This window comes from Rhizobium sp. Leaf453, from assembly GCF_001425605.1.
Classification (GTDB): Bacteria; Pseudomonadota; Alphaproteobacteria; order Rhizobiales; family Rhizobiaceae; genus Pararhizobium.
On the sequence record NZ_LMRG01000001.1, the window covers coordinates 153005 to 168132 of the forward strand.

The window sequence follows — 15128 nt, forward strand, 5'->3', positions numbered from 1 at the left end:
GAATAAAGATTTGAAACTATATGTAAAAAATGGCTGGGGCGCCAGGATTCGAACCTGGGGATGCCGGTACCAAAAACCAGTGCCTTACCGCTTGGCTACGCCCCACCATCGGCTTCCGGCAAATCGCCGGGCCAAATCGAGAGCCGGTTTAGCAAAGGTGAACGGATGCGACAACGCTTAAGTTCGGGTTTGCGCGGATTTTTGCGGAGAGCAATCCAGGTCCCGTCATCCCGGACTTGATCCGGGATCCAGCCGACGCGCGTCTGCGCGGCGAGAGGAATCAAGCCCAAGCCATTCCAGACCATTCAAAGAGTTCTCTGGCGCGAAGGACTTCGCGCCGCTGGATCCCGGATCAAGTCCGGGATGACGGAGAAGGGAGGCGCGTCCTCGTAAGCCATGGCACGATCAAGCGACCATGAGACGCACCGTTTCCCCTTCCCATCCCCTGCCCCGCGCTCTAGTCTCCTCCACAGAATCCGGAGACCCACATGAGCATTTTTCGCGCCCGCCCGCCTGCCAAGCCGACCGTTCTTCTCGATGACGATGTGGTGCGCATCACGCGGTGGGATTTCGAGCCGGGGGCGGATACGGGGCATCATGTGCATGGCATGGGCTATGTCGTCGTGCCGATGACGGATTGCCGGTTTCTGCTGGAGGAGCCGGGCGGCGAGCGGCGGGTGGATATTGCCAAGGGGCAGGCCTACCGGCGCGAGGCGGGCGTCGAGCACAATGTCGTCAATGCCGGCAAGGACTTCATGTCGTTCATCGAGATCGAGTACAAGTGAAGAGACGCCGCATGAGCGATCCGGATGTGGCATTCGATCTCGATTTCAAGCCGGCCCATGGCGAGGCGGTCGATGTGGCCGACGGCGTGCAGCGGCTGACGGTCAACAATCCCGGCCCGTTCACCTTTCACGGTACCAACAGCTATATCGTCGGCGACCGCTCGGTGGCGGTGATCGATCCCGGCCCGGAGGACGAGGCGCATTTCCAGGCGCTGATGGCGGCGCTAAGGGGTCGCGAGGTCACCCATATCGCCGTCAGCCACACGCATCGCGACCACTCGCCGCTGGCCCGCCGGCTGAAGGCGGAGACCGGCGCGCTCATCGTCGCCGAGGGACCGCACCGGGCGGCGCGGCTGCTGCATGAGGGCGAGGTCAACCCCTTCGCCGAAAGCTCCGACATGGATTTCGTGCCGGATATCGCGCTTGCAGATGGCGACACAGTCTCCGGCGACGGCTGGTCGCTGACAGCGATCCTGACGCCGGGTCACACGGCCAACCACGCCTCCTTCGCGCTCGGCAACGCAAACGGCGATACCGGCACGGTCTTCTCCGCCGATCATGTCATGGCCTGGGCGACGACGATCGTGGCGCCTCCGGATGGCTCGATGACCGATTACATGGCGTCGCTGGAGAAGATGCTCGGCCGTGACGACCGGCTCTATCTGCCGGGGCATGGCGGCCCGGTGAAGGAACCCGCACCATTCCTTCGAGGCTTGCGCGCCCATCGGCGTATGCGCGAGCGCGCGGTTCTGGAGCGCGTGCGGGCCGGCGATATCCTGATCCCCGACATGGTGAAGGTGATCTATGCCAGCACCGATCCGCGCCTGCATGGCGCCGCAGCGCTCTCCGTCTTTGCCCATCTGGAGGACCTGCTGGAGCGCGGCCAGGTGGAAACGGATGGCACGCCTTCGCTCACCGGCGCCTTCCGGCTCGCGCCCACCGGAGCAAGCTGATGCAGTCGCCGCCGGCTTACAGCTATCGCAACGATCCGGCTGTGCCCGCCTTTGCCGACGATCATCCGATCATCGTCTTCGACGGCGAATGCATCTTCTGCTCCGGCTGGGTCAATTTCGTGCTTCGGCACGACCGGCAGGGCCGCTATCGCTTCATCACCGCGCAATCGCCGCTCGGCGCGGCGCTCTACCGGCATTATGGGTTCGACAGCCGCGATTACGAAACCAATATCCTGATCGAGGATGGCACCGCCTTTTTCAAATCGGAGGGTTCGCTCAGGATGGCGGCAGGCCTCGGTTTTCCGTGGAACCTGACCGGCATCCTGCGGCTGATCCCCCGAGCGCTGCGCGATCCGCTCTATGAACTGGTGGCGCGCAACCGCTATCGCATCGCCGGCCGGCGCAACGCCTGCTTCGTGCCGACGCCGGAGCATCGCAGCCGGTTTATCGCATGAGCGCGCAGCCCTTGCGCGTGCTGATCCTCGGCGGCTATGGCACCTTTGGCGGCAGGCTGGTGCGACTGCTGGCGGACGAGCCGCGGCTGACCTTGCTGATCGCCGGACGCTCGCTCGACAAGGCGCAGGCTTTTGCCGCGACGATCAAGGCGAAGGCGACGCTGCAGCCAATAGCGATGGACCGGATGGCAGATGCCGCCAAAATCCTCGCTCAGCTGAAACCCGACCTCGTCGTCGATGCCTCCGGTCCATTTCAGGACGCCGGCCCCAATCCGTATCATCTGGTGAAGGCGTGCATCGCGCTCGGCATCAACTATCTCGATCTGGCGGACGCGACGGATTTCGTTGCCGGCATTTCCAGCCTGGATGCGACGGCCCGGGAACGGGGCATCTTCGTTCTGTCCGGCTGCAGCAGTTTTCCTGCGCTGTCCTTCGCGGCGCTCGATGCGTTGCGGCCGGGGTTCGAGCGCATCGACACCGTGACATCCGGTATCGCGCCGTCACCCCGCGTGCGCATGGGTCTGAATGTGGTGAAAGCCGTCTGCAGCTATGCCGGCAAGCGGGTGATGCTGGTCCGCGATGGCAGGCCGGCCAGGGGATTTGGGTTGATGGATGGCGTGCGCCGGACGATCGCGCCGCCCGGTGCGGTGCCGCTCAAGTCGCGCCGGTTCGTGCTGGCCGACGCGCCGGATCTGGCCCTGCTGCCCCGCGCCATACCCGGCATCCAATCGGCCTTCACCGGCGCCGGCACCGAGCCGCAATTCCTGCAGCGATTGCTCGGACTGTGCGCCGGGTTGGTTCGGCTGCGGCTCCTCCCCTCGCTATCGCCGCTGGCACCGATCATGCACAGTGTACAGCAGGTCATGAATTTCGGAGAACATCGCGGCGGCATGTTCGTTGCGATCACCGGCAGGGATGCGCATGGAAAGGCGCTCGCCCGGTCCTGGCATCTGATCGCCGAGGGCGAAGATGGCCCGTTCATCCCGGGCATGGCGGCCGAGGCAATCATTCGCGGCTGGCTTTCCGGCAGGAAGCCGGAGCCGGGCGCACGGCCAGCCGCCGGCGCCCTGACGCTTGCCGATTTCACGCCGCTGTTTTCGCGATTCTCGATCCGCGCGGGTATACGGAACGACATCGACGATCCCACGGCCCCGCTTTACCGGCGCGCGCTGGCCGAAGCCTGGGCAGACCTCACGCCCGCCGTCGCCGCGATGCATGACAGCACGGAAACCCGGACCGTCGTGGGCAAGGCGCATGTCGAGCGCGGCAAGGGGCTTCTCTCGCGGATCACCGCCGCCGTCATCGGCTTTCCGGCCGAGGCGACAGACATTCCCGTGCATGTCCGTTTCGACTGCGAAGCCGGCCAGGAAACCTGGATCCGCACCTTCGGCACGAGGTCCTTTCGCAGCCGGCAGTCCGCCGCAACGGGGCGGGATGCCGGTCTGCTCTACGAGGATTTCGGGCCGTTCCGGGTGCTGATCGCGCTGGTGCCGGACAAGGGCCGTTTGCGGCTGGTCATTCGCGGCTGGCGCTTTCTCGGCGTGCCGTTGCCGTTGTTTCTCGCACCGGGCGGCGAGACCTTCGAGGAGGAGCAGGACGGCACGTTCCGTTTCCATGTCGAGATCGGCAGTCCGCTCACCGGGCTCATTGTTCGCTATGTCGGCTGGCTTCGTCCCGAAAACCGTTGAACCGACCGCCATGCCCATCCGGGCAACTTGCGGGGCGCCGGTCACGCTGCAAGGTCAGAAGCAGGATCACATCCATCCAGAGTTTGAGGATCACACCCATTGTCGTTGTCCTTTCCATCCTTGATGACCCGACACTGAACCTGCTTGCAGCAGTGGACAAACGAGCTTATCGTCACCTTCGAGTGACTTGAGGTTATGCGATGAAGCGCGGACGCCTGCCCCTGACAGCCCTGCGCAGTTTCGAAGCGGCGGGGCGGCTGGAGAGTTTTACACTTGCCGCAGAAGAGCTGTTCGTCTCGCAGGCGGCCATCAGCCGGCAGGTGCGTGAACTGGAAGCCCTGCTCGGTAAACCGCTCTTTACCCGCCATCACCGTAAGGTTCGCCTGAGCGCCGATGGCGCGCGCCTGCTGGAAACTCTGGCGGCGGCGTTCGACAGCATCGATGAACGGCTGGAGGACATTCGCGGGAGGAGCAGCGCATCGGTGCTGACAATCAGCGCGGAGCCGGGCTTTGCGGGCTGTTGGCTGGTGCCGCATCTGGCGGATTTTCGCGCGCGCCACCCGCAGATCGATGTTTCCGTCGAAGCGGATACCAAACTGATCGAGTTCAGGGGAAACGCGGCACCGCTGGCGATCCGCCACAGCGCCCAGTCAACCGCATGGCCACGCACGCAGGCCCGCCATCTCTGCGACGTCCACCTGGTGCCTGTCGTCTCGCCGACGCTCCTGCAGGAGGGATCGCCCCTTGCAACTCCGAAAGACCTGCTCTCCCATACTCTGCTGCATGAGGAAAACCGCGATGTCTGGACGCGCTGGTTCGCTGCCGCAGGCTTCTCACCGCCGGCAGACGCCCTGCGCGGGCCGATCTACACCGACAGCGCACTGACCTTACAGGCCGTGCTCCGCGGCCATGGCGTGGCGCTGGTCGACAGCCTGTTCGTGCAGGAGGACATTGCCAGCGGCCGCCTTATCCAGCCGTTCGACATCTCGATCCCGCTCGGCGCCTACTGGCTGGTGACACGCGATTTCGGGCGGCTTTCACCGGAGGCCCAAGCGTTTGCCGACTGGATGGGCGAATGTTTTGCAGCCGGGTGAGGATCAATCCCCCGCAATACCCAGCAATTCCGCATCCAGCGCATGCAGGAACTGGTCAGCGAAGGCCGACCCAAGGCCGAGATCGTGCGGGCCGTAGCGGGAGGCGACACGCATGTCGACGAATGTGGTCTCCGCTTCTTCCCGCAGCCTTATGAGAACATCGAAGCGGAAGCCGACGATCAGCGTGCGCCATTCGCCCTGGACGAGGATATCAGTTGATCTGCGGCCCGGCTGCTCGATGTCCACGACAGCATCCGGGCGCGACAGCGGGATCGGCACGTCGTCGGGGTCGGTGTCGGCGGGAGCCGCTTCCTCGGGCTTGGCCGGCATGTCTTCCAGGTCGGCCTCGGCATTTTCGGCACCCTCCTGGGCGACGATGGTGATGCCGGTCTTTTCCGCGACGATCTTCACACCCTGGAAGACGCGGTCAAGCGCGCCGTCATAGCGCCGGCCGGTCAGCCCGGGATAGGCGACGATCTGCGCCTCGCGATCCTCCGGCGTTACCTCCGGCGCTCGCTTCAACCATCCTTGCTCTACCTGAGGAATCTTGATCCATGGCGGTGGCGTCACGGTATCCGTGCTGACATCGTAGATGGCAGGTTTGGAGAAATATTCGCCGAGCGCATAACCGGCAGCGCCGATCGGCACGATGGCGTAGACAAATGCCACGAAGGAGGCGATGCCGCCGACGGCCGCCACCTGCCAGAGGCGGACAAAACCGATGACCGCCAGCAGCACGGCAAGCAGCGCCAGGCCTGCGGAGAGAGCCGCAAGCGCCATGAAATGCGGCGTAATCAGCGGGCCGAAACGATGTGCGAGCAACGCGGCGACGAAGAGAGCGAAGGCAAAACGGGCGATCCGGCGTGCCCAGCGGGCGGCAAGGGAGGTGGGGCGCTCATACTTGATCATCATCTGGCAGAATCAATCCCTTGGCCGGACGCCGCAACCTCTCCATCCTGTTTAGAGCATGTTGGCGAAGGCTGTGAAGCGGTTTTCGAACGCACGACTGCACCCACGGGCGGCCCCTTTGCCCCGCAGCCCCTGCCCGCCAAGGGCTGCGCCGCAAATTCGCCATGCTCGTTGATCATGTCTTAATAACGGGGATCAGGCGTGTTCCCGGTCTCCGCGGCTGGAGGACCGGTTGGCACACACATCGACATTTGCAGGCATGCGACGAACATCGGTGTTCCGGCGGCCTGAAAGGAGAGTGACATGCTATCATCCGAACCAACAACGGTGACATCCGGCGCGCAGACAGCCATGAGCCCGGTCGATCCCGGGCTGACCATGGAACTGCTCGAACTGGAGCTTTCCCTCGACGGCTACGAACCGGACACCGGAACATTCGCAGACCATGTGCGCGCCGCTGCAACGGTCATCGACGGTGCTTTTCTATTCGAACTGCCGGCTTCCGGGCTGATCGCCGATTGCGAGCGTATCGCCGTCATGCGCATCCCGGCCGATGACAGCGACGAAATGGCCACGATCTTTGCCTGCCTGGACAGCGACGGCACCACGATCAGGGTCGAAATGCCCAATCAACGGACGGCGGACCTGCGCAATTTTGCCGAAGCTTTTGTGGATGTGCTGCAGCGCATCTGATAGGGATCGGGTCTGCGCAACCTCACAAGGCCAGAGCATGCATTTCCGCAAGACCCTGTCATTGACGATCCTCGGCAGTCTGCTTTTTCTCTCTTCCTGCGCGACCATGACGCCGGAAGAACGCCGTGCGGCGGACGAGAAGACCTGCCTCTCCTACGGCTTCCGCCGCAACACCGACGCTCTGGCAACCTGCCTGCAGCGGATCGATCTCGACCGGCGCGCCGAGAGCCGTGCCTTCCGCTATGGTGGCGACCCGATGATGTGGGGCTGGGACAGGCCGGTGGTCGTCTACCGCTGAACGACACGTTTCCATTCAGCCGATTGCTTCTGATCCTAGAACGGATTTTTCTCCGGAAGCCTCACGATCCCGTTTCTTTTGCTTTGGCGGCGGCAAATCGCGCCTATGATGTTCCCGCAACCAACGGGAGATCACTTCATGAAAATCACTGCCGTGCTTGGCGCGCTCTGCGCGCTGCTTGTCCTTTCCACCAGCCCTGCCCTGTCCGCCGAACGCTGGGAGGAACTGCCCGAACCTGCAGCCCTGCCCCAGGCCGCCAAGACCGGCACAGCCCCGGTCAACGGCATCGACATGTATTATGCCATCTATGGCTCTGGCCCCAATGTCCTCCTGATCCATGGCGGCCTCGGTTACGCCGATGTGTGGGGCGCGCAGGTGGCTGATCTGGCCAAGGACCACACTGTCATCGTCGCGGAAAGCCGCGGCCACGGGCGCTCGACCCGCAATGCCGATCCGTACAGCTATGACCTGATGTCTTCGGATTATCTGGCCCTGCTGGATTACCTGAAAGTCGACAAGACGGCGATCGTCGGCTGGAGCGATGGCGGCATTATCGGCCTCGATATCGCCATTCATCACCCCGAGCGGTTGACGCGCCTCTTCGCCCACGCGGCCAATTCGAAGATCGACGGCGTCATCCCGACCGTGATGGAAAACAAGACCTTCGCGGCCTATATCGAGCATGCGGGCGAGGTCTACAAGAAGATTTCTCCGACGCCGACCGAATACGACGCTTTCGTCACTCAGATCAGCAATATGTGGGCGACGCAGCCGAACTGGGCCGATGAAGACCTGAAGAAGATCACCACGCCGACGGCCATCGTGCTCGGCGACCACGACGAAGCGATCAGCCTCGAGCACACCGATTACCTCGCCAAGACCATTCCGGGCGCAGAACTGATCATCCTGAAGGACGCCAGCCATTTCGCCATGCTGCAGGACCCGGAGGGGTACAATAAGGCGGTGCGGGATTTTATTGATAAGTAGCTGGGCTCTCCGACGGACGTCAGCGTCGGAGAACAAATCACCCCTTCCCGTTGATCGCCGCCTGTGCAGCGGCCAGCCTTGCGATCGGCACGCGGAAGGGGGAGCAGGAGACGTAATCCAGACCGGTTTCCTCGCAGAAGCGGATGGATGCCGGGTCGCCGCCGTGTTCGCCGCAGATGCCGAGCTTCAGGCCATTCTTGGTGCGCCGGCCGCGTTCCGCGGCGATCTGGATGAGTTCGCCGACACCATCGAAATCGAGCGAAACGAACGGGTCCTTCTCGACGATGCCCTTCTGGATATAGGTGTTGAGGAACTGCGAGGCATCGTCGCGGGAAATGCCGAAGGTGGTCTGCGTCAGGTCGTTGGTGCCGAAGGAGAAGAAGTCGGCGCTTTCGGCGATGACGTGGGCACGCAGGGCGGCGCGCGGAAGCTCGATCATCGTACCGACGAGATATTCGATCTCGATGCCGGATTCGCCGATGACCTCTTTTGCAATCGCGTCGATGCAGCCCTTGACGTAATCCAGTTCCGCCTTCAGCCCGACGAGCGGCACCATGATTTCGGGAACCACCGGAGCACCGGTTTCACGGGCGGCCTCCACCGCGGCCTCGAAGATAGCGCGGGCCTGCATTTCGCAGATCTCCGGATAGGAAATCGCCAGCCGGCAGCCGCGATGGCCGAGCATCGGGTTGAACTCGTGCAGGGCATCGACGCGCTGGCGCAGTTCCGCCGGCTTCATGCCGAGCACGGTCGAAACGTCGGCAATCTCTTCATCCGTTTTCGGCAGGAATTCATGCAGCGGCGGGTCGAGCAGGCGGATCGTCACTGGCAGGCCGTGCATGATCGAGAACAGTTCGGCGAAGTCCGAGCGCTGCATCGGCAACAACTTGGCGAGCGATACCCGACGCCCGTCCTCGTCTGCGGCCAGGATCATCTCGCGCATGACATTGATCCGCTCGCCCTCGAAGAACATGTGCTCGGTACGGCAAAGGCCGATGCCCTCGGCACCGAAGGAGCGGGCTGCGCGTGCATCCGCCGGCGTCTCGGCATTGGTGCGTACGGTCATGCGGCGGCTGGAATCCGCCCAAGCCATGATCTTGCCGAAGTCGCCGGAAAGCTCCGGCTGCAGCATCGGGATTTCGCCCTTCAGCACCTGGCCGGAGGAACCGTCGATGGTGATGATGTCACCCTTCTTCAAGGTGATACCGGCGGCGATCAGCAGTTCGTTGCGCGCGTCGACGCGGAGATTGCCGGCACCCGAGACACAGGGAATGCCCATGCCGCGGGCGACGACGGCAGCATGGCTGGTCATGCCGCCGCGCGAGGTCAGAATGCCCTCTGCGGCATGCATGCCATGGATATCCTCCGGGCTGGTCTCGACGCGGACCAGAATGACCTTGCGCCCCTCTTTTTCGGCGAGAACCGCTTCATCGGACGTGAAGACGATCTCACCCGTTGCCGCCCCCGGAGATGCCGGCAGGCCGGAGCCGATGATATCGCGGCGTGCGCGCGGATCGATCGTCGGATGCAGCAGTTGGTCGAGCGAGGCGGGATCGATGCGGGCGACGGCCTGATCCGTGCTGATCATCCGGGCCTCGGCCATGTCGACGGCGATCCGCAGCGCTGCCTTTGCGGTGCGCTTGCCGGACCGGGTCTGCAGCATCCAGAGCTTGCCGCGCTCGATGGTGAACTCCAGATCCTGCATGTCGCGGTAGTGGTTTTCCAGCCTGTGGCAGATGGCCTGGAACTCCTCGAAGGCCTCCGGCATCAGCTTTTCCAGCGACGGACGGTCGGAGCCCGACGCGATGCGAGCAGCCTCGGTGATGTTTTGCGGCGTGCGGATGCCGGCCACGACATCTTCTCCCTGCGCATTGACGAGAAACTCGCCGTAAAGCTCGTTCTCGCCAGTCGACGGATTGCGGGTGAAGGCAACACCGGTCGCCGAGGTGTTGCCGAGATTTCCGAACACCATGGCCTGGACGTTGACTGCGGTTCCCCAATCGGCGGGAATGTTGTGCAGGTGGCGATAGGTGATGGCGCGCGGGTTCATCCAGCTGGCAAAGACAGCGCCAACAGCGCCCCAGAGCTGGACTTCCGGATCCTGCGGAAAGGCCTCACCGAGTTCTTCCTCGATCGTGCGTTTGTACAGCGAGATGACATGCTGCCATTCGACGGCGGACAGCTCAGTATCCTGCTCATGGCCGAGCCGGCCCTTCTCGTCTTCCAGGATTTCCTCGAAGACGTCGTGATCGAGCCCCATGACCACGTCGGCATACATTTGGATGAAGCGACGGTAGCTGTCCCAAGCGAAGCGAGCGTCGCCGGCGTCATGGCCGAGCGCCTGTACCGTGCGATCGTTCAGGCCGAGATTGAGCACGGTGTCCATCATGCCCGGCATAGAAGCGCGGGCGCCGGAGCGCACGGACAGGAGAAGCGGCTTATTGGTATCGCCGAAGATGCGGTCGGTGATCGCCTGCATTTTATGGATACCGGCGGAGACTTGCGCCTTCAGATCGGCCGGAATGGTGCGGCCATCGGCATAATAGCGTCCGCAGGCTTCGGTGATGATCGTCAGGCCGGGGGGCACCGGCAGGCCGAGATTGCACATCTCCGCCAGATTGGCGCCCTTGCCGCCCAGCAGATGGCTGTCGCCCGCCTTGCCCTCGGCCTCTCCGCCGCCGAAGGTGTAAACCCACTTCTTCATTACATTTCTCCACCCATTCGGCTCCCACCGAACGCTACAGTATCCCTTTCACGTTTAAAATGCATCGGAGGCAAATTTTTGCTGCAATGCAGCAAAAATGCGACGCAGCCTGAGTTCGGATTCGCGAAATCTCGGCTGCTTTGTCTCTCGGCGAAAACTCCAGCGGATTTATCCGATCGCGTTGACGCTTCCCAAGCTTTAAGCAGGATGCTCGCCAGCCGTCGGGGCGGCAAAAATGCAACGTGCGGGAGATTGAAAAGAACGTGCTGCTCGATGTCGCCGAATGGTCTCAGTTTTCCTGCCGCACAGTCGCGGGCTTCGGCATTTTCTACACGGTCGTCGCCATCGGCACCATTCACCTTGCGGCAATCTTCGCCGGCCGCTGGTTCAGCGTGAGCGCCACCGGTTGGCGCGCACGAAACATCCGGATTGCCGTGAAAGGCTTCCGGGTTTTTCCCTTGTTACTTTTCCTGATGCTCGGTGCGATCGTCCTTTTCCAGCACCACCGGCGAGAACTTTTCACGGACAGCGCGAACCTGGTCGAAACGGGCTGTTACATGCTGGACGACTACCGTTACGAGATGCCGTTGGAGCGCCTTCGAGGACGATATGAGCAGTCCTACTCCAAGGGCTGGCACGACGAAGTCATTTTCTCGGCGGGTAAATCCTATCGTGAACTGAGCGTAGATATCGGGAATACCCGATATCTTGCCAACATACGGAACCTGGCTCCCGTCGCCGTCGAAGCGTATTTACGCGAAATAAAAACGCGGCAATGAAGGACGCATCATCGGGATACACACCCGGTAGGCAGCCTCAATTCTCCTGAATGGACAGGCCGTTCTTGCCCACCTGAATCTCGACACCGTCAGGCTTCTTTTCTTCCTGGTAGGCGTAATAGGAGAAACCACCGACGACAACGATGAGGGCGCCGATGATCATGTAGAGGACGTTTTTGTTCACGGAATTTCCTTGCAATATTGACGGGTTACGCCAACAGAACGATCAAGGAGCGGGTTTGTTCGAGCAAACGGGTGAAAGCACTCACACCGCTTCGCGCAATTGCTCCGCCGTCTGCAGATCGACGGAAACGAGCTGGCTGACACCCTGTTCGGCCATGGTGACGCCGAAGAGACGGTTCATGCGGGCCATGGTGATGGGGTTGTGGGTGATGATGACGAAGCGGGTCTCGGTCGAGGCCGCCATCTCGTCCATCAGGTTGCAGTAGCGCTCGACATTGTGGTCATCGAGCGGCGCGTCCACCTCGTCCAGCACACAGATCGGCGCGGGATTGGTGAGAAACACCGCGAAGATCAGTGCCATGGCCGTCAGCGCCTGTTCGCCACCCGATAGCAGCGTCATGGTCTGCGGCTTCTTGCCCGGTGGCCGGGCGAGGATTTCAAGGCCGGCGTCGAGCGGATCGTCGCTTTCGATCAATTGCAGTTCGGCCGTGCCACCGCCGAACAGATGGGTGAACAGCCGCTGGAACTGGACGTTGACGATGTCGAAGGCGGCCAGCAGCCGCTCACGGCCTTCGCGGTTCAGATTCTGGATTGCCGAGCGCAGCTTGCGGATGGCGTCGATCACGTCCTCGCGCTCCTTCAACAGCGCATCCAGCCGTTCCGACAGTTCCTTCTGCTCTTCCTCGGCGCGCAGGTTGACGGCGCCCAGCCGTTCGCGCTCGATCTTCAACCGCTCCAGTTCGCGCTCGATGTTGCGGATATCGGGCAAGTCGCCGTCAACAGGCAGCCCGGTCAAACGCAGAACCTCGTGCGGCGCGCAGTTCAGCGCTTCGCGAATGCGTGCCTCGACTTCCAACCTCTTTTCCCGGGCGGAAACCAGCCGCTCCTCGGCACGACCACGCTTTTCGCGCGTTTCCGCAAGCTCGGAAAGCGCCGTCGCGGCGATGCGATCGGCGTCGCGTTGGCGGTTTTCGGCCGTGGCCAGCACATCTGCGGCCTGCCGGCGCGCTTCCTCGGCCTTGGTCAGTTCGTTCATCAGCGCCCGGCGCTTCTCGTCGAATTCGTCGGGCGCCTCCAGCAGTTCCTCGGCCTCCTCGCGCGCCTCGCTCTCGCGGTCGCGCAGGGTCTCGATATGTTCCTGCGCGCTCGCCGCCCTGGTGTTCCAGGTCTGGCGTTCGGCCTCAATGGCGCGCAGCCGGCGTTCGCGCGCCTCGTTTTCGCGGGCCAGTCCGTCGTTGATGGCGCGGGCTTCCGCGACCAGCGCCCGGTCGGTCGCAACCGTGGTCATCTGGCTGGCGAGCTTCTGCTCCAGAAGTGTCAAGTCCGGCGCATCCTCCAGCGCCTCGCGGGCGCCTTCCATCTGCTCGCCGACTTCCTCGACCTGCAGGGCGAGTTGACTGGAGGTCTCGGCCAGAACCGCGCGGCGGCGCACGAGATCGCCGGAGGCGCGCTCGGCAGCGGCCAACACATCGCGCGCCTCAGCCAGCTTGCGCACCACCATCCGCTGGGATTCGCGCGCCAGCCGCAACCGCTCGTCTTCAGCACGAATGCCGGCGGCGGCGGCGGCAAGGGCAGCCTCGCGGGTCTGAAGGTGTTCGCGTGCATCCTCAGCTTCGTTTTCCAGTTCAGCCAGCCGGTTCTTCTGGGCCAGCCGAAGCGCTGCCGCGCTCGGCGCATCCGCACCGGTGACATGGCCATCCCAGCGCCAGACGGCACCTGCGCGGGTCACCAGCCGCTGACCGGCCTTCAACGACGGCAGCAACCGCTCCGCCGCCGCATCGTCCTCGACGACGCCGATCTGGCTCAATCCACGATCGAGAACCTGTGGCGCGCGGACATGCTGCGTCAGAGGCACCGCTTCCGGCGGCAGGCTCGGATCGCCCGAGGCATCGCCCGGCGCGCGCCAGTGGGCGGGTGATGCGGTATCGAGCGGCGATTCCAGATCTTCGCCAAGGGCGGCGCCCAGCGCTGTCTCGAAACCGCGATCGACCTTCATGTCGTCGACAACAGGCGGCGCTGCCCCCTGCACCTGCGACGCTTCCAGCATGCGCCGGATGGTGCGCGCTTCCGTCTCGATCCCGTTCAGGAGGGCGCGGGCGGCATCGACCGGCGGGCGCGCTGCCGTTTCGGCGAGCCGGGCGGCATTCAGCGCATCCTCGATATCGGAAATGGCGGTTTCGGCATTTTCCAGTGCGATCTCGGCGGCCTCGACCTCTTCCCTTTTTTCCTGCGGATCGGGCAGCGCCGAAATCTGCCGGTCAAGTTCATCGATATCGCGGTTCTGGTCGGAAAGCTGGCGGGCAAGACGCGCCTGCCGCTCGGTCAGATCGCGGATGGTCTTTTCAAGCTGGTTACGCGATGCCTGCGCCTCGGCCTTTTCCGCCGTGAGCAGACCCAGTTGACGCTCGCTCGCCGCTAGTGTCTCGCTGGCATCTGCCAACCGCTCACGGGCTTCCTCCGCCCGCTCACCGGCTTCGGAGAGAAGGTCGCGCAGTTCGCTTTCCTCCTCGTCCAGACGCGCCAGGATGCCGGCATTGTCGGCGATCAGGCGCTCTTCGCGCAGGATGTCTTCGGCAAGCTGCGACAGCCGGCGCTGCAATTCGTCGCGGCGGCGCAGGATGCGGCCGGCATCTTCTTCCAGTTGCGACTTGGCGATCTGCAGACGCTGCAGCGCGGCTGCGGCGCGGGCTTCGGCTTCGCGCAGTTCCGGCAGTTTCAGGGCGGCGACCCCTTGCGCCTTGGCCGCCTCCATCTGCGCCTGCGCCTTCTCGGCCACCAGCGATGTCGCCTGGTTCAGCTGGCTGTCGGCCTCGCCTTCGGCCTCCTTCGCCTGCACCCAGCGGATATGCAGCAGCATCGCCTCGTGGCGACGGATATCGGCCGACAGCATCTTGAAACGATTGGCCTGGCGCGACTGGCGCTTGAGGCTCTCGATCTGGCTTTCGAGCTGAGAGGTAACATCCTCCAGCCGCTCCAGATTGGTTTCGGCGCCCCTCAGCCGCAGTTCCGCCTCATGGCGGCGCGAATGAAGACCGGAAATGCCAGCCGCCTCTTCCAGCAATTGCCGCCGGGCCTGGGGTTTCGCCGCGATCAGTTCGCCGATCCGTCCCTGCCCCACCATCGACGGCGAGCGCGCCCCGGTCGAAGCATCCGCGAAAAGCAGTTGTACATCCTTGGCACGGGCTTCCTTGCCGTTGATGCGATAGACCGAGCCGTTCTCCCGCTCGATGCGGCGGGTGACCTGAATCTCGTCGCTGTCATTGAAGGCGGCGGGCGCAGTCCTGTCGGAATTGTCGAGATAGAGCCCCACCTCGGCTGTGTTACGGGCCGGACGGTTTCCCGATCCGGAAAAAATCACGTCGTCCATGCCCGACGCGCGCATATTCTTGTAGGAATTCTCCCCCATCACCCAGCGCAACGCCTCGACAAGGTTCGACTTGCCGCAACCATTCGGCCCGACCACACCGGTGAGGCCCCGCTCGATGACGAATTCGGAGGGTTCGACGAAGGACTTGAAGCCGAGCAGGCGGAGCTTGGTGAATTTCATGCCACTCGCCCCTCAAGGGGGAGGTACAAAAAAACGGGCGCAAGGATGCGCCC

General features: G+C 63.4%; 13 protein-coding genes and 1 tRNA gene. 9 read left to right on the forward strand and 5 right to left on the reverse strand.

Annotated elements, in window-relative coordinates; genetic code table 11:
• Nucleotides 1–30: 30 nt before the first annotated feature.
• Nucleotides 31–105: transfer RNA gene (locus tag ASG68_RS00790), tRNA-Gln, on the reverse strand.
• A 383-nt stretch (nt 106–488) separates the two neighbouring features.
• Here ASG68_RS00790 and ASG68_RS00795 point away from each other — a divergent pair.
• From ASG68_RS00795 to ASG68_RS00815, 5 genes are all read left to right on the forward strand, one after another.
• Entirely contained in the window at nt 489–785 is a 297-nt protein-coding gene (locus ASG68_RS00795) for a cupin domain-containing protein (protein WP_062575969.1), read from the forward strand.
• 11 nt (nt 786–796) lie between these two features.
• Nucleotides 797–1738 carry an MBL fold metallo-hydrolase gene (locus tag ASG68_RS00800; protein WP_062575968.1) on the forward strand — a complete coding sequence of 314 codons (942 nt, stop codon included), beginning with the start codon at nt 797–799 and terminating at the stop codon, nt 1736–1738.
• Nucleotides 1738–2193 carry a thiol-disulfide oxidoreductase DCC family protein gene (locus ASG68_RS00805; RefSeq protein ID WP_062575967.1) on the forward strand — a complete coding sequence of 152 codons (456 nt, stop codon included), beginning with the start codon at nt 1738–1740 and terminating at the stop codon, nt 2191–2193. The genes ASG68_RS00800 and ASG68_RS00805 overlap by 1 nt, the downstream gene beginning before the upstream one ends.
• Nucleotides 2190–3881, forward strand: a complete 1692-nt coding sequence (locus ASG68_RS00810; protein WP_062575966.1) for an SDR family oxidoreductase — start codon at nt 2190–2192, stop codon at nt 3879–3881. The genes ASG68_RS00805 and ASG68_RS00810 overlap by 4 nt, the downstream gene beginning before the upstream one ends.
• 200 nt (nt 3882–4081) lie before the next feature.
• Nucleotides 4082–4975, forward strand: coding sequence for a LysR substrate-binding domain-containing protein (locus ASG68_RS00815; protein WP_062575965.1), 894 nt, complete (start codon nt 4082–4084; stop codon nt 4973–4975).
• Nucleotides 4976–4978: 3 nt separating this feature from the next.
• On the opposite strand, the gene ASG68_RS00820 is transcribed toward ASG68_RS00815, so the two are convergent.
• Entirely contained in the window at nt 4979–5887 is a 909-nt protein-coding gene (locus ASG68_RS00820) for a DUF1499 domain-containing protein (protein WP_062575964.1), read from the reverse strand.
• A 300-nt stretch (nt 5888–6187) separates the two neighbouring features.
• On the opposite strand from ASG68_RS00820, the gene ASG68_RS00825 reads away from it, so the two are divergent.
• The 3 genes from ASG68_RS00825 (at nt 6188) to ASG68_RS00835 (ending at nt 7862) form a co-directional block, all read left to right on the forward strand.
• The gene (locus tag ASG68_RS00825) at nt 6188–6577 is read left to right on the forward strand and encodes a hypothetical protein (protein ID WP_062575963.1); all 390 of its coding nucleotides are present in this window, start codon (nt 6188–6190) and stop codon (nt 6575–6577) included.
• A gap of 37 nt (nt 6578–6614) precedes the next feature.
• Nucleotides 6615–6875: a hypothetical protein gene (locus ASG68_RS00830; protein ID WP_062575962.1), complete on the forward strand. Its 261-nt coding sequence runs from the start codon at nt 6615–6617 to the stop codon at nt 6873–6875.
• A 138-nt stretch (nt 6876–7013) separates the two neighbouring features.
• Nucleotides 7014–7862, forward strand: coding sequence for an alpha/beta fold hydrolase (locus tag ASG68_RS00835; protein ID WP_062575961.1), 849 nt, complete (start codon nt 7014–7016; stop codon nt 7860–7862).
• A 37-nt stretch (nt 7863–7899) separates the two neighbouring features.
• On the opposite strand, the gene ppdK is transcribed toward ASG68_RS00835, so the two are convergent.
• On the reverse strand, nt 7900–10566 hold the full coding sequence (ppdK, locus tag ASG68_RS00840) for a pyruvate, phosphate dikinase (RefSeq protein WP_062575960.1): 2667 nt from the start codon (nt 10564–10566) through the stop codon (nt 7900–7902).
• A gap of 242 nt (nt 10567–10808) precedes the next feature.
• On the opposite strand from ppdK, the gene ASG68_RS00845 reads away from it, so the two are divergent.
• Nucleotides 10809–11345 (forward strand): hypothetical protein, encoded by a 537-nt coding sequence (locus ASG68_RS00845; RefSeq protein ID WP_062575959.1) that lies wholly within the window; start codon nt 10809–10811, stop codon nt 11343–11345.
• Between the two features lie 37 nt (nt 11346–11382).
• On the opposite strand, the gene ASG68_RS31785 is transcribed toward ASG68_RS00845, so the two are convergent.
• Both ASG68_RS31785 and ASG68_RS00850 read right to left on the reverse strand, forming a co-directional pair.
• Nucleotides 11383–11529 carry a hypothetical protein gene (locus ASG68_RS31785; protein ID WP_164491897.1) on the reverse strand — a complete coding sequence of 49 codons (147 nt, stop codon included), beginning with the start codon at nt 11527–11529 and terminating at the stop codon, nt 11383–11385.
• 81 nt (nt 11530–11610) lie between these two features.
• Nucleotides 11611–15075 carry a chromosome segregation SMC family protein gene (locus ASG68_RS00850; RefSeq protein WP_062575958.1) on the reverse strand — a complete coding sequence of 1155 codons (3465 nt, stop codon included), beginning with the start codon at nt 15073–15075 and terminating at the stop codon, nt 11611–11613.
• Between the last annotated feature and the right edge of the window lie 53 nt (nt 15076–15128).

Bases quoted from the DNA above. Each gene is read 5' to 3' on its own strand.
- ASG68_RS00850 (WP_062575958.1), bottom strand. From the start codon at position 15,075: ATGAAATTCACCAAGCTCCGCCTGCTCGGCTTCAAGTCCTTCGTCGAA.
- ASG68_RS00830 (WP_062575962.1), top strand. From the start codon at position 6,615: ATGCATTTCCGCAAGACCCTGTCATTGACGATCCTCGGCAGTCTGCTT.
- ASG68_RS00800 (WP_062575968.1), top strand. From the start codon at position 797: ATGAGCGATCCGGATGTGGCATTCGATCTCGATTTCAAGCCGGCCCAT.
- ASG68_RS00805 (WP_062575967.1), top strand. From the start codon at position 1,738: ATGCAGTCGCCGCCGGCTTACAGCTATCGCAACGATCCGGCTGTGCCC.
- ASG68_RS00835 (WP_062575961.1), top strand. From the start codon at position 7,014: ATGAAAATCACTGCCGTGCTTGGCGCGCTCTGCGCGCTGCTTGTCCTT.
- ASG68_RS00825 (WP_062575963.1), top strand. From the start codon at position 6,188: ATGCTATCATCCGAACCAACAACGGTGACATCCGGCGCGCAGACAGCC.
- ASG68_RS00820 (WP_062575964.1), bottom strand. From the start codon at position 5,887: ATGATGATCAAGTATGAGCGCCCCACCTCCCTTGCCGCCCGCTGGGCA.
- ASG68_RS00815 (WP_062575965.1), top strand. From the start codon at position 4,082: ATGAAGCGCGGACGCCTGCCCCTGACAGCCCTGCGCAGTTTCGAAGCG.
- ppdK (WP_062575960.1), bottom strand. From the start codon at position 10,566: ATGAAGAAGTGGGTTTACACCTTCGGCGGCGGAGAGGCCGAGGGCAAG.
- ASG68_RS00810 (WP_062575966.1), top strand. From the start codon at position 2,190: ATGAGCGCGCAGCCCTTGCGCGTGCTGATCCTCGGCGGCTATGGCACC.
- ASG68_RS00795 (WP_062575969.1), top strand. From the start codon at position 489: ATGAGCATTTTTCGCGCCCGCCCGCCTGCCAAGCCGACCGTTCTTCTC.